Raw genomic sequence first — 21948 nt, 5'->3', positions numbered from 1 at the left:
TGGGGTATGTATGGAATGATTGTCCTCATCAGATGTCGCATATATAAGCGGCATAGATGGTGCAATGATGGATTTCTGCTGGAAAGCAGATGACAACGCAGACGAATCCGTTGCAGCGGTTAATCGCTCGGTAGATTGTGAGTGATGTTTACTCATACACTTTGATATCCTTCCATCAGCGCATACACTTCAGGCGAGATAAGGCAGTCACCGATACTGTCGGATAGCGCCATACCGCGATCAGTAAGACGCAGTACGTCCACTCGTCCCCCTTCATACCATTCAGTAGAATTTACAAATACTGAATCTACACCTACCGATGCATTAGCGTATTCAGCCTCATCGGTCAGTGTCGCCATTCCGGTCCAGATCAGTTGCTTGAGTTCTGGCAGATCGTCCAATGGAGGCGTGCCAAATCGTGCCACATAAGACGCCAACTCCAAACCTTCACGATGCAGCAATGCTTTGAGCACAAAGCGCCTGCGACTTTCCTGTTCATTCAGCACAAACCCATAATCCGCCAGATCATGACGTTCCGCACCTACATAATCAGCGATAATACTACGCGTCGCTGCCGTGCTCACTCCATATCGTGACGCATAATGTACATTTTGTGTGTACGAGCGTGCACCACAACCGAGTCCAACCATCCCTTCTTCCTGACAACTGTACGGCAGGAGCGATTTATCCGAATGAAATGGCTTGGCAAAACGGCGCATCGAATACTGTGTATATCCTGCTTGCAATAACCGATCACGAGCAGCTTCATATAGCTCCAAACGAATATCATGCTCCAATCCCGTTTGACCGGGTTTGAGGATCGTATTTTCACGCACATAAAGCGGATAAATAAAAATTTCTCCTGGCTCATATGCTAGTGCTTCTTGCACCGAATACAGCCATGTATCGACTGTCTGTCCGGGCAAGCCATAGATCAGATCCACATTGAGCAGCGGAAATTCGTATTGCTGCAACAGCTCCAGCGCCTGACGTGCCAGATCGGGATTTTGCGGACGATAGATCGCTTTGCTTTCCGCTTCAATAAAGCTCTGAATGCCCATACTGACTCGATCCACACCATATGCTTTTAAAATATCCAGCCGATCTCGCGTAACCGTATCAGGGGACGTTTCCACTGAAATTGATGTCTGATCCAGCTTTGCTCCCATCACACGCTCCGCAATATCGAATAGACGCTTCAATTGATCGGGTGCTAATAACGTTGGTGTACCTCCGCCAATCGCAAATCTGGAAAATGGCGTTCCCTGCATGAGCGGTGCCCACTGCTCTGCCTGCCGCTCCAGTGCGTCCACATATTCTTTATGTACATCCAATCGTTTATCCGGTAACGTAAACAAATTGCAAAATCCACAGCGCGCCGCGCAAAATGGAATATGCATATAGAGAAAATAGCTTTCCAGCCGCTCCTGTGCCCATAAAGACTCCAGTGAACGTGGAGGATTCAGCTCACGATACGCGGTCTTGTGCGGATAGGAATACAGATAAGAGCGATATGGCGCCGCAGCCAGCTCCTGCTCCCATGTCCGCAGCTCTGGTGTCCATTGTTCCTGTGGTAGCGCGTGTAGCGGCAAATGTGCCTGCTTTTGCATCATGAGTGCTCACTCCTTCGTTTCCATTTCATATCACCGATTGTATAACTTATTATTATCGTACTATTGCAGAGATCATCATTTTATATTTCAGCTCACAAGCTTATTTACAAATCCTATTTATAAGAAAAATTCCCGATACGGCACATTCCATACGACCTCATGTGCCAGTCGATGTCCTTCATAACCATCCTCACCATAAGCCGTACCATGATCTGAAAATACGAGGCAAAATACCGGACGTTCTCGCTGTCGTAGCGCTGCAAATAAACGCCCCAGCTCGCCATCCACATACCGCAATGCCGCTCGCTGGCTCTCCACCGAATCGTGACGCTGACCGGGAATAAAATAATGGTTAGGCCCATGAATCGCCGATACATTCATAAATAAAAATAACCGCTCCTGCTCGTCGATATCGTCCACTAGCCGTAACGCATGATCGACCTGATTCGCGGTCGAGTTCGGATGGGTCACTCCAAAATTCATACGCCAATAGCTCTGCTGAAAATAACCGGGCAGCACGCGAGATAGCTTATTTTTCTTCGTAAAAAAGATAACGCCACCGATACAAATCGTCCGGTAACCTTCCTGAGCCAAGCCGCTAACGATATCCGGTGCATCAAACAGCCATGTGTGCGGATGCGTGCGCAGCCCACTATGCTTACCGTGGAACAGACGCACATGACTGGACTTGTCCGTATTGGCAGGAGTCGGCAGAAATCCACCAAAAAAGGCATGATGCGCCGCATAGGTAAAGCTACCCGGTGTATGACGCTTTTCCCATGAGCCAGTGCCGCACAGATTCGGACAATTCGCCTCTTCCAGTACAGCAGCATCGTAACGCAACGTATCTAGCGTAATCATTACGATATCGTGGCTACCTACCACTTCATTCATATTAATCGACATCCGTCATTTCCTTTCTCCATTGCTTCAGAAAATGGGCCAGCTCCCATTCATACGTGCCCATCCCATCCTGCTGAACGTGATACAGCAAATCGCCAAATGGATTCACATCCATAATTAGAGGTACCCGTCCATTTGCAGGCACGAGTACATCCATACCTGCGCAAAATGAACCGGGAAAAGAGGCAAGTGCGCGCTGTGCAGTATCGCTGATCGAATGACGCAACGTTTCAGGCAATTCAGCATCGTCCAGCAGCAAGCGTTTATTGCGTAAATGCAAATTGGTGATCGGCGTCCGACTGAGGCGCATGACTGCATGACCTGCTGCATTACGACAGACGAGCTGGCGCACATCGTACACCTGTCCATCGAGCGCTGCTTTGCTGATCCAACGCTCGACCTGCATGCCTTCACCTGCAATCCAGTCTACAAGCTGCCCAATATCCGCAGCATCCGTATAGCGAATGAGACGACCGGAATTGTAAAAGATCGTCTCGCCATGGATTCGTTCCTTCCCGATCGTAGTCATCGCAATCTCTGCACCGGTACGAGGATTGTACTGATAGGCAATCACACCCGAAGCTGCTGAACCACAAAACAGCTTCACAAATACCCGATGTACATGCTGCGCTTCCATCTGCTGCCGTAACTCTGCATAACTGTGGATCGGTGTATGCTGATTGGCTGTTGACGATAAGATCGAAGGAACAGCAATGCCCGCTGCATGCAAATGCAGCGAGCAAGCACGTTTATCGAACATAAGCGCAATCTCTGATGGAGCATTCAGCCACCACGCTTGCGGTACATACTGTTCCACCTGTTGGTGCAGCCATGATAATAGACGGCAATAGCCGCGAAACCATTGTGCTGGATACCAAATACGACCGTATGATCCTTGCAGTTGGCGTGCAGCTGTATAAGCAATCCGCTCATGACGGGTAGGAACAGCTATAGGTAAAAGCGAATCGTCCTGCCAATGCTCATTGTCTGCTGCACCAAGCGCGATCAATCCTCGCTCAACTGCGGCATTTTCGCCGGGTGCATCCAGACGAATCATCATAGGCTGGTTCGCTGCCCATACACTGCCCGACGGCATAGCACATGCCGAAATGTCATCTGTGAGCATGCTTGGGCTTGAGGATGACATACTGTCTGATCTTACATGCTGTGACCGTATATCATCTGACCCTATATGGGGTGAAGGCATAGTCAATGACCCTACGTTCTGCGATGACATCATGCTATTTGCCGTGTTCTGTACCGCCACACTGTACTGACTGCGTTTGTACATACTATCCAACACCTCGGGCAATGTTTCACCGGCACGAATCGCATGCAACAGGCGAGCATACGATACTTCTAACGCCTGCGGCTGCCCTTGAGCCTGTAATGCCTGTTGCCAACCGAGTGTACGTTTATTACCAGGATTACCGATCAAAATAGAGGCTAGCGTGCTCTGTTGAACATCAGTCGCCTTCATTATTCAGTCAGCGATGGATAACGCCACTCTTCTCCCAGATCCTGTTGTTCATCTGTATCGACGATCAATCCAGTTTGCTGAGACAATCGACGCCATTTATTCAGCATCTCATCAGACATATAATGATAGTTCAAATTCAAACGCTTCAGCTTACGCACCGCTTCGCTGTTCAGCAATGCTTCTGCTCCTTTATCAGACAGCGTGCCTTCGGACAAGTCCAGTTCTTCCAATTGTGCCAGCACCGGCGCATTGGCTGCCGCGATCGCAATCTCATCCTGTAGCTCACTATCTTTCAAACCTAGCGACACGAGCTTTGGAAATGGATTATTGTTCAGGAACGGCAGTATATCATCTTCCAGATCCGCATCAAACCCATACTCCTCCACGCCAAGATACAATTCCAGCTTGCGCAAATTCGGCAGTTTGCCCCCGTAAACAGCTTGCAGCACCGATGCGGGCAAGCCTCCACAGATGATCACCAGCTCCTGCAAATTTTCGTGTTCCAGTGGATCTAGCGCCAGATCGACACTTCCTTTGATCGTAAATGACTCTAACTGCGGATACGCCGACAATAACGGACCCAAATTCGTCTGCGTAATCCATGACACCTCACATTGCTCAAAACTCATATCACCGACAAACAGACGTCGCAAATTCGGAAACTTCGGTGCAGCATCGATCAAAGTAGGCAAAAATTCAACCGGTGTACGCTCATACGCACCGCCCCAATCCCCAATGACGAGGCTGGTCAGCGCCTGACTTTTCTCTTCGTCTGCTACAAGCTGCTCAATTAGTGGGATAATCGTCTGTCCATCCTCGTATTCCTCATAGCCAATCTCTAATCTTACTTCTGTCATTATGTATACCTCCCTGTTACCCGACATCGCGGGCAGTTATGGTTACGCTACATATAGTTTACAACAGCGCTACAGTACAAAGCAAAAGACTTCAGACCGATTACAGCGCGTTTGTATGCTCTTTGGGGACATTGGATATCATTTGTATAATCTGCATCCATAGTGGTATCACAATAAAAAAGCCATCCGAGCCTGTGATACTATCGATGCTTGTATTCACTGCTCGTTATCAAACGTGCGGCAGTGAATAGGCATGCACAGATACACAGGATCGGATGACCCGAATAACACAGTTGTGTTGGACAAATCCCTACTTCCACTAGCTAACCGTAGCTAATGGTTGCTTCTTAATTGTTACTAGCTGCGCTCTAATTGAACGAATAGCTCTCATTGCACGACTCAATGAAGCAAGTGCAGCGAAACGGTCAGCGTGCTTGCAGCGAAGCGATCAATTTACGCAACGCTTCACCACGATGGCTAATCGCCTGCTTTTGCTCGATCGTCAGATTCGCCATCGTCTGCTGTTCATTTGGTAAATAAAACAGCGGATCATAACCGAAACCACCCGCACCGGATGGGGTAGCGGTAATCCAACCTTCAACAGCACCTTCTGCCGTCCATGTATGTCCGGTTGCTGGATCATACAATGCCAGACTGCATACGAAGCGCGCCGTACTAAGTAGCGGCTGTTCTGTATCCTCACCGAGTTGTAGTTCGCTTAGCTCTTGTAACAGCTTGGCGTTGTTGTCTGCATCGGTCGCATTTTCTCCAGCATAACGTGCCGAATATACACCCGGTGCGCCATCCAGTCGATCCACACATAGACCTGAATCATCGGCAAGTACCGGCACGCCAAGCGCATCCGCTACCGTCTTCGCTTTTTTGAATGCATTCTCGGCAAAGGTCGTTCCATCTTCCACAATATCCGGCAGTTCCGGATAATCGAACATGCTGCGAACCTCAAGACCCAGTGCTGCGAACGCATGCGCGAACTCCTTCACTTTGCCTTTATTTTTGGTCGCCACGATCACAATATTGCCGGTCAGTACACTCATACCTGTGCTCCGGCCTGTCCGCTAGCAATTTTCAGTGCGATCGGTCCGAGCACTTCCTTTTGCAGCTCAATCATACGCAGTACACCCTGTTCACCCAGTTCGAGCATCTGATCCAGCTCTTTGCGGTTAAATGGACGCTCTTCGCCCGTACCTTGCAGCTCTACAAACTCACCTTTACCGGTCATGACGATATTCATATCAACTTTTGCCTTAGAATCCTCTTCATAGTTCAGATCCAGTACCGCGCGGTCGCCAACGACTCCTACGCTGACCGAAGCCAAATAATCGGTAATCGGGAAACGAGCCAGCTTATGCTGTAGCGCCAGCTTATCCATCGCAATTGCCAGTGCAACAAAAGCTCCGGTAATCGACGTTGTACGTGTACCACCGTCCGCTTGAATTACATCACAATCGACAGTGATCGTCCGCTCACCCAGTGCTTGCAGATCGACAACGGAGCGCAATGCACGTCCGATCAGACGCTGAATTTCCATCGTCCGTCCACCGAGCTTGCCTTTTGCCGCTTCACGCTGATTACGTGTCTGCGTCGCACGCGGAAGCATCGAGTATTCGGCTGTTACCCAGCCTTTACCCTGTCCTTTCATAAAATGCGGAACCCGTTCTTCGACCGATACGGTACACATTACTTTCGTGTCACCGACTTCGATATAGACAGAGCCTTCCGCATATTTATTAACATTTGGGGTTATTTTCAAGGGGCGCAGCTCATTCGTCTGCCGTCCGTTGATTCTCATGATTGTATGCCTCCTGCTTCGTATTCGCATTCTTATTCTAACAAACCTCTCCTGCAAAAGCACTCTAAACCGCAAAATGGCTTGCTGCGGCTTGATAAGCGGTACGGTTGTCGGGTTAAATAAGAGTACGGCTGTATCCAGCCACTTTACCTAGCGTTAGCAGTTTATCCGAAAAAGAGGTGTTCAACTATGGAGCATAATCAACCGGAAAAAGTGCCTTACAGTCTAAGCAGTTTAAATGTAGAACAAGCGACACGGGAATGGCTTGAAAAACGCGGGGTAACGATTCGTGAAATTGCTGAGCTGGTCTTATTTTTACAGCAGAGCTATTTCCCTGATCTAACCATTGAAGAATGCGAAGCAAGCGTCGAAAAAGTGCTGATGAAGCGCGAGGTACAAAATGCCCTGCTGACCGGTGTACAGCTTGATATTCTTGCCGAACAGCGCCAATTGATTTCTCCGCTTCAGGAAATGATCGAAAATGACGAAGGATTGTATGGTGTCGATGAAATTCTCGCGTTTGCAATCGTAAACGTGTACGGCAGTATCGGCTTTACGAATTACGGATATATCGATAAACTCAAACCGGGCGTGCTCGGTCGACTCAATGATAAAAGTCTGGGACCGATTCATACCTTTTTCGATGACATTGTCGGTGCCATCGCCGCTGCTGCCAGCAGCCGTATCGCACACGGACGCAGACTGGATCAAGAACAGCAAGCAGATCGCTCGCATAGGGAGCTACCGGAAGATGATGAAGCTCAGTGATCATCAATTATCGTAATGGTGAAGCACAGCAATACGATATGGGTCACGATCTATTAATTATGATGCGATAGTTATAATAGGTCAGTTATTCAGCCATACTATGTAAACAATGATAGATTCAATCCTGATAGGTTTAATCATAATCGAGATGAATGATGATCTTGTTATGAAGCAATGATGCTTGAGCAGACAAGCAGAACATGACCCATCAACGTATCGCTTGTCGCTATGCTTCAATTTACGCTCCAATTGGTGTTCCAAGCGACTTTAATACAATAAGCCCGATTATGTCGCGATCAAGTGGACAGGATCGGGCTTTTCCATGTTCATTAATGTTCATTAACGTTCATTAATACTCATCAACATTCGGCAACATTCTGCAACAATGTTCATCAACGAAAAAAAGATGTACCGAACATCGTTCGATACATCCTTCATTCTCACTTTATGCTTACCGTCCTCTATCATTTTCCTTAACGAGGCAATGGACGCGACTCTTCCTCATGCGTCTCACGTTCCTCATTTTCAAGACCGGTCAGGCGGATATCTGGACTACGCAAATTAAAGCGACTGCGATGACGTTCACGTTCTTTATCATCACTTGCCAACCAGCGCAGCACCGTCAGCCACACAAGACATACACCGGTAAACACATAAATAAGCAACAAGGGTAGCAGACCCTCATAACTGCGCGTCAACAATCCAGACAGAAGCAATAGACCGAGTGTCGGAAACAGCAGCGCGGATAAAATGCGTGGCGACAAACCTGTACGATTACGGCTAAACAGTAACGTCGGTACAATATAAGCAATCGTTGTATAAAAAGCAATCAGGGCAAAGCCATTACTTAGCCTTCCTGCATAGGTAGTGAACGGAATAAGCGCCGCCGACCACCCCTGATAATAGGCAATATTAAGTACGCTAACCATCCCCTGAAGTACAGTAAGCATCACACCACCGTACACCAGAAGTGTACGTGTTCGATACCACGAAGAACGCCGGTTTTCATGCAGCATCGCCAGTCCACCAAACAGGCCAATAATGGCACTGACTAACAGTGACAGGTAAGCGATCAGACGGACGCCTTGTATTGTAATATCGATCCATGTGCTGTCTGCATTGTTCATGATGAAGGCCCCTTTCATCCTCGGGCTAAAATAAAACAAACGTTGGCTACGAATTAATTGCATTATAAATGCGTTAGCTTAATATCTGATGAAATTGTTGTTAATTCCAGTTAAATCTCGTATGCCTTGTTCCAACATTCGTTAGTGAAACAAGCACTGTTTGCAGTCTATCATTCGACAGACTGAAATTCAACTTGTCACTACTACGCTTCATAGTGACAACATCAGCACAGATATGATAAAGAGCATAATGACAGCATGGATCATTGAGGCTTGATGTTGTACCGGCACATATGGATCATTCAGACTTGGTGTTATACCAGCTCATATGGATCATTCAGGCTTGGTGTTGTATCGGCTCCTATGGATCATTCAGGCTTGGTGTTGTATCGGCTCCTATGGATCATTCAGGCTTGGTGTTGTATCGGCTCATAATATAGCAGTCCGTCACGTTCAGTCGCTATAGCGCGCCCCGTCCGCTCCAGTTCTACCAGATGTGCCAGCGTCTCCGACATCGCAAACCGCAGCTGATGCAGCGTAAGCTTACTACTGAATATGCTGGTGCAGATGTCATATCCGGTACGCGGCTGTTCTTCCAATCTTTGCAACATCGCATGCAAACGTTCCTCATGATGCTCCAACAGCTTGACCGTACGTTCGCGAAACCCACCAAATGGGCGGCGATGACCTGGAAGCGCGTGCTCTACTTCATACGTCCCCAGCTTGCTCAAGCCATCCAAATACGAAGCAAGCGGCTGCGGATCACTGCCAGGCACCAGACTAATATTCGGCGAAATTTGTGGTAAAACCGCATCTCCACATAGCATCACTTGATGCTGCGGATCATATAACGATACATGTCCAGCAGCATGACCTGACGTTTCAATCGTCTGCCAGCTTCTTCCGCCCATTATGACCGGCTGTCCGGGCATAATAAATGAAGGCAACGGCGGTGGCGTCACCTGTGCCACAAAGCTGTCCAGATGCTCTGGCAACTGATCGGTAATCTCATCTGGCATACCATGCTTGCTAAACAGAGTCACCAGATCCGTTGCCGCTGTATTGCCAGTCCCCCATGAACGTACAAATTCACTCCAGGCGATTTCCGATATCCAGACAGGCACACCGGTACGCTCTTGAAACCAGCCTGATAAACCGGAATGATCCGGGTGATGGTGAGTCAGGACAACCGATTCCAGTGTCGACCACGGAATGTCCAGTTGTTGTAGCACCTGTTCCCAGGCAAGCTCATTTTCTGGGTTACGTGGTCCTGGATCGACCACGCTCCATCCAGCTGCTCCACCAATTAAATAGCTATTCACCCAGCGTAGCGGGTAGGACATCGCGATTTTCACCTGAATAACATCATCATCTAGCTTTGTGATTTCGGGTAATTGCATTTCATCCAGCCTCCATATAGTCAAATGGTCAATTTCATTATGTAGATTGATTGTTCATTTCACCTTTTCATTTTAGATGGCATGCTTATTATATGCATACATGCCGTATGTTACACAAAAACCCTCCCGTTGCACAGTCTACAGATGCAGACTACCGCAACGAAAGGGCTTGTTGTCGTTCAAGTACGGATGTATCCGTAACGATCAATCAATAGCTTTCTTCCCAGGGATTGAACATTTCGTGCTTGAAGTACGTCGTGTCTGCGGATTTGTCTTCCCAGCTCCACATTTTTTGGCTTGCTTTTTCCATCTCTTCGCTTTTGATTTCGCGAATTTGATCGAGGATGGTGTATTGTTTGCCCATCTCTTTTTGGTGCTCCCAGATGACGAACATCATGCCATCCAGGTTTTCACCATAACCAACCAGAGATACACGGCCAGCCGGATCATTCAGTCCTACATTCAGAAAGTCATTGGTTACGATGTACTTATCATTCTCTTTATGATAAATAGCAGCCCATTGTTCTGGCTCATTGGAATTTTTAGTCGTTTCAGTGCTTTCTACAAATCGGAACCAACCACCAGAAACCGGTTTTGCTTTCTCCATAATTTTCACGTCAGTCAATTGATTATAATTCATAAGGTTAGCCCCCTTGATTGGCATCATTTTATATTATTGATAGTCAGGTGTTCACTTTACTTGTCTCGTCATGTGCTTGTTACTATCTTTATCGGAAAAAATTGCATATTCTTTATAGCTTCTTCCTCTTTTTCGTCTTTTTCCGACATTTTATTTGGCGAATCGTGTTTTTGTTTGTGACTTAAGTATGCCTCCAGAACCATAGTTTCTACAATAGGAAATGGTTCTTAATACTTAATAGTAATTAAATGGCTTTATCCTACCTTTTTCCTTTGCAGCGCGTTTGCGTTATTACTATATTTATAACCAGCATGAGTGAAATCAATCGATTTCAGCGCTTTTCACGCTGTAAACAGGCTTATTTCACGTATAATTAAAGCTATACATCAGCCAATATGAAGGGGATTTATGAGTATTTTCGCATTTTTTTCAAATTAGGTTCACTTTTAAAGGTGGAATCATGTCGACATTTTACATCCTATTTGCATTGTTGGGGTACTACTTACTTTCTCCCTTTTTCGACATTTCGCAAAAAAGCTATTATTTTTATGCGAATGACGAGGAATCGCTATCTATATTTTTTGCTAAAAAAGTGGATTAGAGCGTGTTTATTGGGGGGGACGGGTAACAACTAGCGATATAAGCTGAAAATGAAAGGCGAAGTAGGACAGAAATGGCGTTTAAAGCGATGAAGTAGGAAGGGAGCACACCGTTAGCAGACCATCGGCGACTCAAACTGTCTATTGCAGGTCCTATTGCGAGATAGGATACTAAAGAGAGATGAAGTGGATAGAGTGAGACGCTATGAAGGAAGAGGAAAATGCAGCATTATATCACGTAATGGTACGTTTTTAGAGCATAGCAATGTGTATGCTCCTTCTATCCAACGTTTCCTATACGATATCTTTGATTTCCTATATTAAAATATACATATATTTAATGTCATATAGATAGAGAGCCTGTGCACTCACCTGTAGGATAGATAGGATAGTCTTTGCCATTTGTCCAATAACGTTTACAATAATAGCGGACAGCATTACGCATTCCATTTCGTCACATTGACCATAGGAGAATCAACACATGATCAAATCACAACGTATTAATCAGATCAAAGAGTATGTATTCGAGCATGAGTCCGTTTCATTGGAAGAGCTAGTAGCGCATTTTGGTGTGTCGAAAAACACGATTCGCCGTGATGTGCGTACTCTGGTCGATTCGGGCATTTTAAATAAAGTATATGGCGGTGTATCCGTCAATCATTCGACCCTTGTCGGCTTTAACGAGCGTAAAGATCGCAATCTGACTAAAAAGCAGAAGATTGGACAGCTGGCTGCACACTTTGTCGAGGATGGCGATGTGATTTTTGTCGATTCCGGCACGACGACGCTGGAGCTATTGCCTTATATTTGTGAGCGCCAGGTTACGATTGTAACGAACAATTTTGATTTTATTCATGGGGCGAAGCCTTATGCAAATCTGACCATCTTCTCGACAGGCGGCATGTTTGAGCGTCGTACCGACTCTTTTGTAGGATTCCAGAGCATTGAGTTGCTGAGCAAATACAATATTAATAAAGCGTTTCTCGCTTCAACAGGCATCTCAATTACAAATGGAGTGACCAATTCATCACCGCTGGAAACGGATATTAAGAGCACGGTAGTGAAAAAGAGTTCCAATGTGCTGCTTATGGTCGATGACAGCAAATTCGATAAATATGCGCTAACGACGTATTGTGCGCTCAGTGATATCGATTATTTGATTACAAATAGCGAGCCTGGTGAGGAATATCGGCAGTATGCAGGACAACACGGTATTCGTATCGTTACGCCTTGAGATAGTGCGTTAAGGTAGTGCGTTGAGGTAGTGCGTTGAGGTAGTGCGTTGAGGTAGTGCGTTGAGGTAGTGCGTTGAGGTAGTGCCTTAATGTGGTACGTTAATGTGATTATCGCTTATCTTTTGGGTATGGTATCCAGTTCAATAGCTATATCTGCTTAAGGTGCTGTCATGACTTCTCTGGATTCAGTGTTAAGAAGACTTTATTATATAGAGGATTGTGTTGATAGCACTTCGTTGTGGATATTTCTTCAGCGTAAAGTAGCTATAGAGGAATAAGAGCACAAACTTCGTGGAACCCACAATGTTAAACCACTTTGATCCAAATAAGAGATTGCAGCTACGATCATCTATCACAGAGAAGTCTATCTATCGATGATCGTAGCTGCCAATAGCGCCAACCTTTGATGTACTATTGAGAATGATTGCTGTTCAAGCACTTATCGTTGCATTATTCCGCTCATCCTAGATTAGCCTGCCAATCAATCATTTCAGACTATAGATCCAATAGTAAAATTCATTCCAAACCCGTGTCTCGCCTTCCTGCACGTATTCCAACCGAATCGTCAACTGCTCTTTATCTGCCGTATACGTAACCGGAATTTCAAACTCATCCTCCAGCCAGCGTTTATATGGGTTGCGGTCAGCGACATACCAGCTCCGCTCTTTTACCTGCTGATCATCCACATATACGATTGCCCGTTGCCGTCCGGTGATCTGATCGGAACGCCGACGCAGTCGCACACCGGCATTATCCGGCGAGATCGATACGACGAATTGACTCCACCCTTCTGTTTCATGTCCTTTATCCGTAATGAGTACATCGTCGGCATCGCCTTCGTAGCTCGATTCCAGCGCATAATATCCCCGACTGCCTGCCGTATGATACTCATGAATACTTTCAGATGCCGGATTACCCACATCCAACTCATCGGTCAGCGTCATGCCCTCTCCATCCTGCCCGTAATAAAACAAAATGCCGGAATGCCGCAAATACTGATTGTTATATTCGCCCGATTCGATGCCAAATATCAATTGCTGCCGAAACGGATAACAATCGCCACTGCATAGCCGTACCATCGACCACGGATTGTCTGGCAAACCATCATAAGCCGTAGCTGGATTCATCTCCGGCGGTGTCGGAAAGCCCCAGCCGTAATTAACCCAGCTCTCTGATCCATCGCTTTCCACCTGCGGTGTCGCATTGCCATCAATATACACACGCACATCACCTTCACAGCTAATGATGCCCACTGTACGCGCAAATGCCGTCACCTGCCCTGCTACCAGATGCCCACGCCCGCTAATCTGTCCGATAATACTATCCTGCCCATGACGAGCTTGCAGCGGATAATAGGCAGACGTGCGGAAATAGCCGGTGTCATGCTGCGGATACAGATGTTTATTGGCTGTTGTATAACGAATCTCCCACTGTGCAAAATCGACATCCTCGGTTCCTCGATTGTGCAGCCTGATATGCGCTCCATTCCAATACGGCATTGGGAAATACTGATACCATTGCCCATCTTCACGCTGTCCATGCGACAAAATCCCGATTCGATTATAGCCGAGTTCATTGCCAAAAAAAGCGCCCAGTGGACATTCCACATCCGGCTGCTGATGATCATCCCAGTGTGCCACAATCCAGATGTCATGTAGCAAGGAACGGGGAATGTCCATTGCTGGATCATCATGCCAGCGTGCTTTGATCGATACGATATTGCCCGATCCGGTCTGCTCTAGTAGCATTATAGCCTGCCCAGCAGGAAGATGTAGCTGTGCCAATGATACCGTTTCGCTTTCCGTCTGTGGCTTCGGATCATTGCCCACATCATTCCACTGGTGTAGCAGCTCGCTCCAATTCTCTGTTCCAGTAAACGTTTCAACGCCCTGTGCATCGGCATATGTATGGTACATCACATGCCCCCAGCCGCCATCGCCTTTGGCAGCGCCTTTTAAACGAATATCGGTCGTAATCCGGCATGACCGGGCAAACGGCATCGGTACAAAGCTACGCACGACTCGAATCGGCCCTCTACCGTTATCATTCGGTCCCATATACTGATCCGCTAGCGGCGCAGTAAACGGAGCTTTCTGCCCAAACTCCGAATGCCGAATCTGAAAACGAGGTTCTGTTTCCCCGTCAAAATAAAAGAAAAACGTCGGCTCCTCACTATCTGGATACCGATGCTGCACCAGATTGTAAATGCACCCCGGCCCATCCACATCAAAAATGACCCATTCCCTGCCTTCCTTATACAGCCACCAATCCCAATCCGCATTAAAGCCCTGCTTGTCGATACTGCCTTCATAACGCACCTGTACATCATTGCGCAGGCGAGGCAGCAGATCAAAGCGCAGCAGGCTATCGATACCTGCTGCTACGGTTGGAAATTGATGCAAAATAGACGGATTTTCCTTGAATGGCTGGCTGATTTGTTCATTTATATTCTGTAAAGGTTCCTTCATCATTCATCACCGCTTTTCTTCATATAAACGCAACATCGCCGCAGAGCACATCCGCAGCCAGTGGAATGGCAGCGAATCGCTGGGCGGCGATGGCTTTATCGCTCATTATAAAGAAGGAAGCGATGAGCGGGATTGAACGATTTTCAGATTAAATTGAAAATTCTGCTGGTTTTGCACGATATGTCGATTGCTCAGCCGTGCAATCATTCACATTCATAATGATGAATTACTATTGTTTCATCTGTTCGTTTCCATCAATCCACCAGCTGGGTGAATACCGCAGCAGCTTTGCCGGTGGAGCGAAATTCGCGAATTTTGGCGCGAACGCTATCCTCAATCGCCTGACGTGCTGGTGTGAGGATGATGCGTGGTTCAGTTGTTTCCGGATGATCTGCCAGCGTTTGGCGCAACTGGAGCGACCAGGCGGTAACGCTCTCGGTGTTAATGTTCACTTTGGCGTGACCTAGTTCGATCGCGCGGGTGAGCTGATTTAATGGAATGCCGGATGCGCCATGCAGCACGAGCGGGATGCCGATTGCCTGTGAGATCAGTTCCATTTCGGCAAACCCAAGCTTTGGCTCGCCGATGTATTTGCCATGCACCGAACCGAGTGCAGCGGCAAGCGCATCGATGCCAGTTTCCTCGACGATGCGTACACATTCGTGCAGATCGGCGTATTGGATACCGCCCACCAGTCCGTCTTCTACACCGCCTACGGTGCCAACTTCAGCTTCAACGGAAATGCCATGTGGTGCCGCATATTCGACAACCTGACGGGTGTGCTCGATATTTTGCTCAATCGGTCCGTGAGAGCCGTCGAACATGACGGACGTGAAGCCCGCATCGATCGCGCGTAGACAGCTTTCAACCGATTTGCCATGATCCAGATGCAGGGCGACCGGTACGGTGATACCCTTTTCCTCAACCAGTACACGAACGAGTGTAGCAATCGTACGATAACCACCGAGAAAGTCGATCAGGCGATCTGATGCTGCTACAATGACTGGCGCCTGTTCCGACTGCGCCGCATCCAGTATCGCATGGACCCACGACAATCCGTTGACGTTAAATTGACCAACTGCATACTGTTGCTCGCGTGCCTGTTGCAACATTTCTTTCATGGATACCAGCGTCATGCATGAGCCTCCTCTGTACAGCACAGGCGCAGGTAATGTTTACCATGCGCCTGTCTGTATACAATGAATTTGTCGCTTTTCCTCAGTAATACTTAAATGATCAATAGCACAAATCGTTAAACCGCACTGAAAGGACTGCCGTTCACGCTTAGCGTTATATAGCCATTCGACATGTCATGTATAGTATAGGGTTTAACTTTCAATGAAAGACACGCTTCTATGATCATGCTTGCCGCTATCATTGTATACGATCGTTGATCGCGTCACTGTATGCAGCCAACATGTATAGGATCGTTTGCTCCTATAATAAGGTTGTTCGTCCGCTTAGTACTGCTTCGCCTTTTCCAGCATGTGCTGCTTGCTGGCATGCGCCGCTTGAATACTTTCACGCTCGGAAACGGCAGCTACACCGACATGCCACCAGCTTTCATAGCCATCGGTCATCGTTTTTGGCAAAACTTTCATTTCGATCAGCGTGCAGCCATCATGACCTTTCGCATCCTCGATCGCAGCACGAATCTCGTCTGGCGTATTGGCGCGATATACTTTCGCTCCATAGCCTTCCGCCACTTTCGCATAATCGATATTCATAATGCGATTGCTCGTATCGCGGAATTCGCAATAGAAGCTACCGCCACCGTTACCCATTTGCAAATTGTTAATACAGCCAAAGCCGGAATTGTCGAACAGCACAATATTGATTTTGTAATCGTACTGCATCGCTGTAATTAGCTCGGTATGCAGCATCAGGAAGCTACCGTCGCCAACGAGCGCATACACTTCGCGGTCGGGATGAGCGATTTTGGCACCGAGTGCACCGGCAATTTCATAACCCATACATGAATACCCGTATTCCAAATGATACGTATTCGGTGTATCCGCCTGCCACATCCGCTGCATATCGCCTGGCAATGAACCTGCGGCTGCAATGACGATGCTATCGCTGTCGACCGCTTCATTCACCATAGCAAGTGCAGTTGTTTGCGTCAGCTCCGTTTGCAATGCGTCAGCATACTCGTTTAACTGTTCCTGTGTAAAATGTCCCTTAATCTCCGGATCAAAGCCTTCGCGCTGGAAGCTAATTTCCGCCAGACGTTGACGCTCAGCAGCCCACTCCTGGCGCCACTCGCCAATCTGACTGCCCCATGCGCTACTATATCCAGTCAGACGTTCCTGCAAACGCTGAATCGCCTGCTTCGCATCTGCAACGACGGTAACGGCATCCAGCTTGTACGCCTGTGCTCGGCTTACATTAATGTTGAGAAAGCGCGTATGTTCTGGATCAAATGCGGTCTTCGATGAAGTCGCAAAGTCGGTATATCGTGTGCCAATTCCGATGATCAGATCGGCTTCACGTGCCGCTTTGTTAGCAGACAATGTGCCAGTCACACCTAAGCCGCCCAGATTATGTGGAAAGCTAGATTCGACTGTCGATTTACCTGCCTGCGTCTCCACAAGCGGAATACCATACGTTTCGGAAATATGAATCAGCTCTTCACGCGCGCCCGAATACTTCGCACCGCCACCCACAACGATCAGCGGCTTTGTGCTACTACGGATCAATTGCTCTGCCGCAACTAGCTCACGTTCGTTCGGCTCGGCACGATCCAAATAATGAACACGCTTCTGGAAAAAGACTTCATCATACTCGTATGCTTCGCCTTCTGTATCCTGACAAATGCAAAGTGTCACCGGACCGCCTTTGGCTGGATCGGTCAGCACTTCAAACGCACGAATCAGACTGCTCATCAACTGCTCTGGACGAGTAATACGATCCCAGTAACGTGATACCGGCTTGAGCGCATCATTCGTCGTCACAGCTGGACTGTAATCCTGTTCAATCTGCTGTAACACCGGATCAGGCTGACGGCTAGCAAATGTATCCGCTGGCAGCAATAGCACTGGAATATTGTTCGCTAGCGCGGTACCAGCAGCGGTCACCAGATTGGCAGAGCCAGGACCTGACGATGAAGTGACAGCGAAAATTTTGCGGCGCAGCTTTTCCTTACTATAGGCGATAGCGGCGTGCGCCATCCCCTGCTCATTTTTACCCTGAAAAATTTTCAAATGTCCTGCGTCCTGCTCCAGCGCCTGTCCGATTCCGAGCACATTGCCATGACCGAATACGCTGAAAATACCTTCAACAAACGGTGTTTCTACACCGTCAACTTCGATATATTGCTGATTCAAAAAGCGGATCAGCGCCTGTGCGGTTGTGAGTCTGATTTTATTTCCCATTAGGAGTCTCCACCTTCGATTCAAATGTATAGGCTACTCAGGACGGAATGACGGGTTGCTGGGCGATGAGCGTCTCAATTTCATCGACAGTCGGCATCGCATCAGAGGAACTATGTTTGCTCACGACGATCGAAGCGGCAGCGCTCCCATATTGCAGTGCTGTGCCGATATCTTTGCCCCGAATCGTTGCATACAGAAATGCTGCTGCATACGAATCGCCAGCACCGAATGTTTTCAGCACTTTGGTTTTGTAGGCATGTCCACGATACGTCTCGCCTGTGTTGGTATACGCATAAGAGCCTTCTACGCCATGTTTGATCACGACCAGACTGGCACCGGATGCAAACAATGTTGAGATCGTTTGTTCGTTTGAGCCGTGACTGCGGTTTTCCATCACATCGTATTCATCGCGTGTACCGATAACGATATCGCACTGTGCGGCGACGAGTGAATAATAGACGGATGTTTCCGCAGGTGATGTCCACGTATACGGACGATAGTCCAGTTCAAACGCAATTTTCACACCATGACGACGTGCATACTGAATCGCCTGTACTGCCGCTTCACGGGATGGACTTTGCGCAAGCGCCGTACCGGAAATGAGCAACAGACCGGCATCGCGTATATAGCTTTCTTCGATCTCTTCGGGACGTAAGTACAGATCGGCAACATCGTCGCGATACATCAAAATGCTGCATTCCTCCGGGCTTTTAATTTCCGTAAAGGCCAGGCCTGTTTTATGCCCTTCCGTATCGACAACAAAATGAGCTGCATCCACACCTGCATGCTCCATATAGCTACGAATGAAGCGTCCATGCTGATCATCGGCAATTTTACCGATAAAGCCGGTTGTCAGTCCAAGACGTGCGGCTCCAATCGCGATATTAGCAGGCGATCCACCTACATATTTGGAAAAGGTCATCGTCTCTTCCATCGGTCGGTTGTATTCTACTGCATTCAGATCAATACAGGCACGGCCCAGTGTTACCAGTTCAAAACGCGGGGTGCTGCTCGGTATATCCATCATTCGCTTCAACGCTCCTTTATCGATTGGCAATCTGACAGGCGAATAGCGGTGCTGCGACTATCCAGCCACGCTCGCACCGCTTTCCGCTATGGCTCAGTCGCGGTTCAAAATCCACTCGTGATCCGGTTCATTATAAAATTTCCATATCCGCTTTGGCCCAGCCATCACATTCAAATAGTACGATGTGTAGCCATCTGGCACACCGACCGGATGATATCCCGCTGGCACGATAACGACATTGCGATGCTCCACCGCCATCGTCTCGTCGATGCTACGATCATCCGTATACACACGCTGGAACACAAAGCCCTGCTTCGGTGCCAGCTCATGATAATACGTTTCTTCCAGCAGCGATTCCTCTGGCAACAGATCACGATCATGCTTGTGCGGTGGATAGCTGGAGAAATTACCACCTTCTGTATACACTTCGACTACGAGTAAACTGCTAGCAGACGGATCACTATCCGGTAAAATATCATGCACCATGCGCTGATTGTTATATTTCCCACGATGAACGACACCGACACCGGAAGCTGGAAGCAGCTTGGTCGGCCTTGGCTCTAATGCTGGAGAATAGCATAATGCTACTGTCGCAGGCGTCATCGCTTCGACCGTAAAGGAAGCACCACCAGACACAAATACACTGTCAGTCGGCTTTTTCTCAAATACGCTCTCACGTGTACCGATGTTCTCGAAACGATGTTCGCCTTCGCTCACGGTAATTTTGCCAGTTAGTGCAACAATACAACATTCATCCTGCTCTACTGTCTGTTCGTATACAGCACCAACAGCCAGATCGATCAACTTGAAGCCTACATATTCCAGCGGCGAATTAGCGGTCAACACTTCCTGAATTAATGTGATGCCTTCGCCGATGGATTGAGATTGGGGTTTGCGCAGCAGATGACTGGTCACTTCAGTTCCTCCTGTATCGTTCCCGTAGGATGATGGCCTATAGGATTATTGAAAATCGGGTTCTGGATAACGTGCGGTTACAACCTTTTTGCGTGTATAGAAGTCGACGCTGTCTTTGCCGTTTGCATGCAGTGTGCCATAAAAGGACGATTTCCAACCGGAAAACGGGAAGAATGCCATCGGGGCAGGCACGCCCAGATTGATGCCGAGCATACCCGCATCGATATGTTCACGGAAGTATCGGATCGCATTCGCATTGGAGGTGAACAGACATGCACCGTTAGCAAATTCCGATTGGTTGGCAATCTCGATCGCTTCTTTCAAGTTTTTCACACGAATGACCGATAATACCGGTGCGAAAATCTCATCTTTCCAGATCGTCATGTCCGGTGTGACATCTTCAAAGATCGTTGGACCGATAAAGTAGCCATCATCAGACATGCGCTCACGTCCATCCAGCAGCAGACTTGCCCCTTCTTCGATGCCTTTTTCAATATATTGTACGGTACGCTTTTTGTTGTCTTCGCGAATAACCGGACCGAGGAATACACCGTCATCTAGACCGTTACCAATCTGCACCTGTACCGATTTTTCTTTGAGACGAGCGATAAATTCGTCAGCGATCCCCTCTTCGACCGTAACGACTGCACATGCCATACAGCGTTCTCCAGCAGAGCCGAAAGCTGCGGAGACGACGTTTGTTAATGTATCTTCCATATGTGCATCATTTAGCACGATCGTATGGTTTTTCGCACCGGTTAGCGCCTGTACGCGTTTCAGGTTCTCGCTACCTTTTTTGAATACATATTCGCCCACTGGCTTGGAGCCGACAAACGAAATGGCTTTAATTTCGGGATGCTCCAAAATGCCGTTTACGACATCATGTGCACCATATACCATATTGAACACACCGTCCGGCAAACCTGCTTCAGAGAACAGCTGTACCAGTTTCTCTGTCAATAGCGGTGTACGCTCGGATGGCTTGAGGATAAATGTATTACCGAGTGCAATCGCCATCGGGAACATCCAGCATGGCACCATCATCGGGAAGTTAAATGGAGCGATGCCGCCCACCACCCCGATCGGATAACGATAGTTCGCTGCTTCCACATCGGTTGCGATCGATGCAAGCGAATCGCCCATCATTAGCGTTGGCGCGCCGGCTGCAAACTCGACATTTTCAATGCCGCGTCCTACTTCGCCCAGCGCTTCGGTTAGGTTTTTACCGTTTTCCATCGTAATCAGACGTGCCAGCTCTTGACGGTGCTGACTGAGCAATTGCTGAAAGTTAAACAGGATACGTGCGCGTCTTGGCACGGCAACTTGCTTCCATTTTTCAAAAGCTGCCTTTGCTACCTCGGCTGCATGATCGAGATCTTCACGAGTCGAGATCGGTACCTGGCAAATCAATTCTTTCGTCGCCGGATTGTAAACGTCTTCATATACGGTAGTATTGCTCTCTACCCATTTGCCGCCGATATAGTTTTTCAGCTTTCTCGCCGTGCCTGTCAGTGTACTCATACTTCCTGGCTCCTCTCAACATTGCAAATTTGAAATGTTACCGTGCATCGCTGCTTCGGCTTCACGAATCATCATTTGGTTATATTTTGGTTATATTCGTATGATATATAATAAACATTTTATCGTCAACCCTGTTCTATTCGCAAAATAACTCCATTCGTTGACTTTTGAATGAAAATCGCTGAAAAGTATTGCTATACAAGCAAATAAA

General features: G+C 47.7%; 17 protein-coding genes. 2 read left to right on the top strand and 15 right to left on the bottom strand.

Annotation, left to right across the window (positions count from 1 at the left end; all coding sequences use genetic code 11):
- Positions 1-152 precede the first annotated feature (152 nt).
- The 6 genes from AAHF22_RS13580 to rph form a co-directional block, all read right to left on the bottom strand.
- The gene (locus AAHF22_RS13580) at positions 153-1613 is read right to left on the bottom strand and encodes an STM4012 family radical SAM protein (protein WP_347325557.1); all 1461 of its coding nucleotides are present in this window, start codon (positions 1611-1613) and stop codon (positions 153-155) included.
- A gap of 117 nt (positions 1614-1730) precedes the next feature.
- Complete coding sequence (locus AAHF22_RS13575; protein ID WP_347325556.1) at positions 1731-2519, bottom strand: STM4013/SEN3800 family hydrolase; 789 nt, start codon at positions 2517-2519, stop codon at positions 1731-1733.
- Positions 2509-3996 carry an STM4014 family protein gene (locus AAHF22_RS13570; protein WP_347325555.1) on the bottom strand — a complete coding sequence of 496 codons (1488 nt, stop codon included), beginning with the start codon at positions 3994-3996 and terminating at the stop codon, positions 2509-2511. Before AAHF22_RS13570 ends, AAHF22_RS13575 begins: the two co-directional genes overlap by 11 nt.
- On the bottom strand, positions 3996-4853 hold the full coding sequence (locus AAHF22_RS13565) for an STM4015 family protein (protein ID WP_347325554.1): 858 nt from the start codon (positions 4851-4853) through the stop codon (positions 3996-3998). The genes AAHF22_RS13570 and AAHF22_RS13565 overlap by 1 nt, the downstream gene beginning before the upstream one ends.
- Before the next feature lie 425 nt (positions 4854-5278).
- Complete coding sequence (locus AAHF22_RS13560) at positions 5279-5908, bottom strand: XTP/dITP diphosphatase (protein WP_347325553.1); 630 nt, start codon at positions 5906-5908, stop codon at positions 5279-5281.
- Positions 5905-6663: a ribonuclease PH gene (gene rph, locus AAHF22_RS13555; RefSeq protein ID WP_347325552.1), complete on the bottom strand. Its 759-nt coding sequence runs from the start codon at positions 6661-6663 to the stop codon at positions 5905-5907. Before rph ends, AAHF22_RS13560 begins: the two co-directional genes overlap by 4 nt.
- A gap of 189 nt (positions 6664-6852) precedes the next feature.
- On the opposite strand from rph, the gene AAHF22_RS13550 reads away from it, so the two are divergent.
- The gene (locus AAHF22_RS13550; RefSeq protein ID WP_347325551.1) at positions 6853-7431 is read left to right on the top strand and encodes a phosphatidylglycerophosphatase A family protein; all 579 of its coding nucleotides are present in this window, start codon (positions 6853-6855) and stop codon (positions 7429-7431) included.
- Between the two features lie 473 nt (positions 7432-7904).
- On the opposite strand, the gene AAHF22_RS13545 is transcribed toward AAHF22_RS13550, so the two are convergent.
- From AAHF22_RS13545 to AAHF22_RS13535, 3 genes are all read right to left on the bottom strand, one after another.
- Positions 7905-8558, bottom strand: coding sequence for a hypothetical protein (locus AAHF22_RS13545; protein WP_347325550.1), 654 nt, complete (start codon positions 8556-8558; stop codon positions 7905-7907).
- 407 nt (positions 8559-8965) lie between these two features.
- On the bottom strand, positions 8966-9958 hold the full coding sequence (locus tag AAHF22_RS13540; protein ID WP_347325549.1) for an MBL fold metallo-hydrolase: 993 nt from the start codon (positions 9956-9958) through the stop codon (positions 8966-8968).
- A gap of 208 nt (positions 9959-10166) precedes the next feature.
- Positions 10167-10598 (bottom strand): hypothetical protein, encoded by a 432-nt coding sequence (locus tag AAHF22_RS13535; protein ID WP_347325548.1) that lies wholly within the window; start codon positions 10596-10598, stop codon positions 10167-10169.
- Positions 10599-11678: 1080 nt separating this feature from the next.
- Here AAHF22_RS13535 and AAHF22_RS13530 point away from each other — a divergent pair.
- The gene (locus AAHF22_RS13530; protein WP_347325547.1) at positions 11679-12431 is read left to right on the top strand and encodes a DeoR/GlpR family DNA-binding transcription regulator; all 753 of its coding nucleotides are present in this window, start codon (positions 11679-11681) and stop codon (positions 12429-12431) included.
- 486 nt (positions 12432-12917) lie between these two features.
- Here AAHF22_RS13530 and AAHF22_RS13525 read toward each other — a convergent pair whose 3' ends face one another.
- The 6 genes from AAHF22_RS13525 to iolA form a co-directional block, all read right to left on the bottom strand.
- Entirely contained in the window at positions 12918-14900 is a 1983-nt protein-coding gene (locus tag AAHF22_RS13525) for a DUF2961 domain-containing protein (RefSeq protein ID WP_347325546.1), read from the bottom strand.
- Positions 14901-15154: 254 nt separating this feature from the next.
- A complete protein-coding gene (gene fba, locus AAHF22_RS13520) occupies positions 15155-16036 on the bottom strand; it encodes a class II fructose-1,6-bisphosphate aldolase (RefSeq protein ID WP_347325545.1) in 882 nt (293 codons plus the stop codon).
- A 324-nt stretch (positions 16037-16360) separates the two neighbouring features.
- The gene (gene iolD / locus AAHF22_RS13515) at positions 16361-18274 is read right to left on the bottom strand and encodes a 3D-(3,5/4)-trihydroxycyclohexane-1,2-dione acylhydrolase (decyclizing) (RefSeq protein WP_347325544.1); all 1914 of its coding nucleotides are present in this window, start codon (positions 18272-18274) and stop codon (positions 16361-16363) included.
- 37 nt (positions 18275-18311) lie between these two features.
- On the bottom strand, positions 18312-19301 hold the full coding sequence (iolC, locus tag AAHF22_RS13510) for a 5-dehydro-2-deoxygluconokinase (RefSeq protein ID WP_371834066.1): 990 nt from the start codon (positions 19299-19301) through the stop codon (positions 18312-18314).
- A 93-nt stretch (positions 19302-19394) separates the two neighbouring features.
- Positions 19395-20216 (bottom strand): 5-deoxy-glucuronate isomerase, encoded by an 822-nt coding sequence (gene iolB, locus AAHF22_RS13505; RefSeq protein WP_347325543.1) that lies wholly within the window; start codon positions 20214-20216, stop codon positions 19395-19397.
- A 45-nt stretch (positions 20217-20261) separates the two neighbouring features.
- Positions 20262-21737, bottom strand: a complete 1476-nt coding sequence (gene iolA / locus AAHF22_RS13500) for a methylmalonate-semialdehyde dehydrogenase (RefSeq protein WP_347325542.1) — start codon at positions 21735-21737, stop codon at positions 20262-20264.
- Positions 21738-21948: the final 211 nt, after the last annotated feature.

The organism is Paenibacillus wenxiniae (genome assembly GCF_039822605.1).
Taxonomy (GTDB): domain Bacteria; phylum Bacillota; class Bacilli; order Paenibacillales; family Paenibacillaceae; genus Saccharibacillus; species Saccharibacillus wenxiniae.
The sequence above is the reverse complement of the archived record's forward strand: the minus strand, read 5'-3'. Positions and strand labels throughout refer to the sequence as shown.

Bases quoted from the DNA above. Each gene is read 5' to 3' on its own strand.
- AAHF22_RS13575 (WP_347325556.1), bottom strand. From the start codon at position 2,519: ATGTCGATTAATATGAATGAAGTGGTAGGTAGCCACGATATCGTAATG.
- AAHF22_RS13525 (WP_347325546.1), bottom strand. From the start codon at position 14,900: ATGAAGGAACCTTTACAGAATATAAATGAACAAATCAGCCAGCCATTC.
- AAHF22_RS13535 (WP_347325548.1), bottom strand. From the start codon at position 10,598: ATGAATTATAATCAATTGACTGACGTGAAAATTATGGAGAAAGCAAAA.
- AAHF22_RS13545 (WP_347325550.1), bottom strand. From the start codon at position 8,558: ATGAACAATGCAGACAGCACATGGATCGATATTACAATACAAGGCGTC.
- iolA (WP_347325542.1), bottom strand. From the start codon at position 21,737: ATGAGTACACTGACAGGCACGGCGAGAAAGCTGAAAAACTATATCGGC.
- AAHF22_RS13530 (WP_347325547.1), top strand. From the start codon at position 11,679: ATGATCAAATCACAACGTATTAATCAGATCAAAGAGTATGTATTCGAG.
- iolC (WP_371834066.1), bottom strand. From the start codon at position 19,301: ATGATGGATATACCGAGCAGCACCCCGCGTTTTGAACTGGTAACACTG.
- AAHF22_RS13540 (WP_347325549.1), bottom strand. From the start codon at position 9,958: ATGCAATTACCCGAAATCACAAAGCTAGATGATGATGTTATTCAGGTG.
- fba (WP_347325545.1), bottom strand. From the start codon at position 16,036: ATGACGCTGGTATCCATGAAAGAAATGTTGCAACAGGCACGCGAGCAA.
- AAHF22_RS13560 (WP_347325553.1), bottom strand. From the start codon at position 5,908: ATGAGTGTACTGACCGGCAATATTGTGATCGTGGCGACCAAAAATAAA.
- rph (WP_347325552.1), bottom strand. From the start codon at position 6,663: ATGAGAATCAACGGACGGCAGACGAATGAGCTGCGCCCCTTGAAAATA.
- AAHF22_RS13550 (WP_347325551.1), top strand. From the start codon at position 6,853: ATGGAGCATAATCAACCGGAAAAAGTGCCTTACAGTCTAAGCAGTTTA.
- iolD (WP_347325544.1), bottom strand. From the start codon at position 18,274: ATGGGAAATAAAATCAGACTCACAACCGCACAGGCGCTGATCCGCTTT.
- AAHF22_RS13580 (WP_347325557.1), bottom strand. From the start codon at position 1,613: ATGATGCAAAAGCAGGCACATTTGCCGCTACACGCGCTACCACAGGAA.
- AAHF22_RS13570 (WP_347325555.1), bottom strand. From the start codon at position 3,996: ATGAAGGCGACTGATGTTCAACAGAGCACGCTAGCCTCTATTTTGATC.
- AAHF22_RS13565 (WP_347325554.1), bottom strand. From the start codon at position 4,853: ATGACAGAAGTAAGATTAGAGATTGGCTATGAGGAATACGAGGATGGA.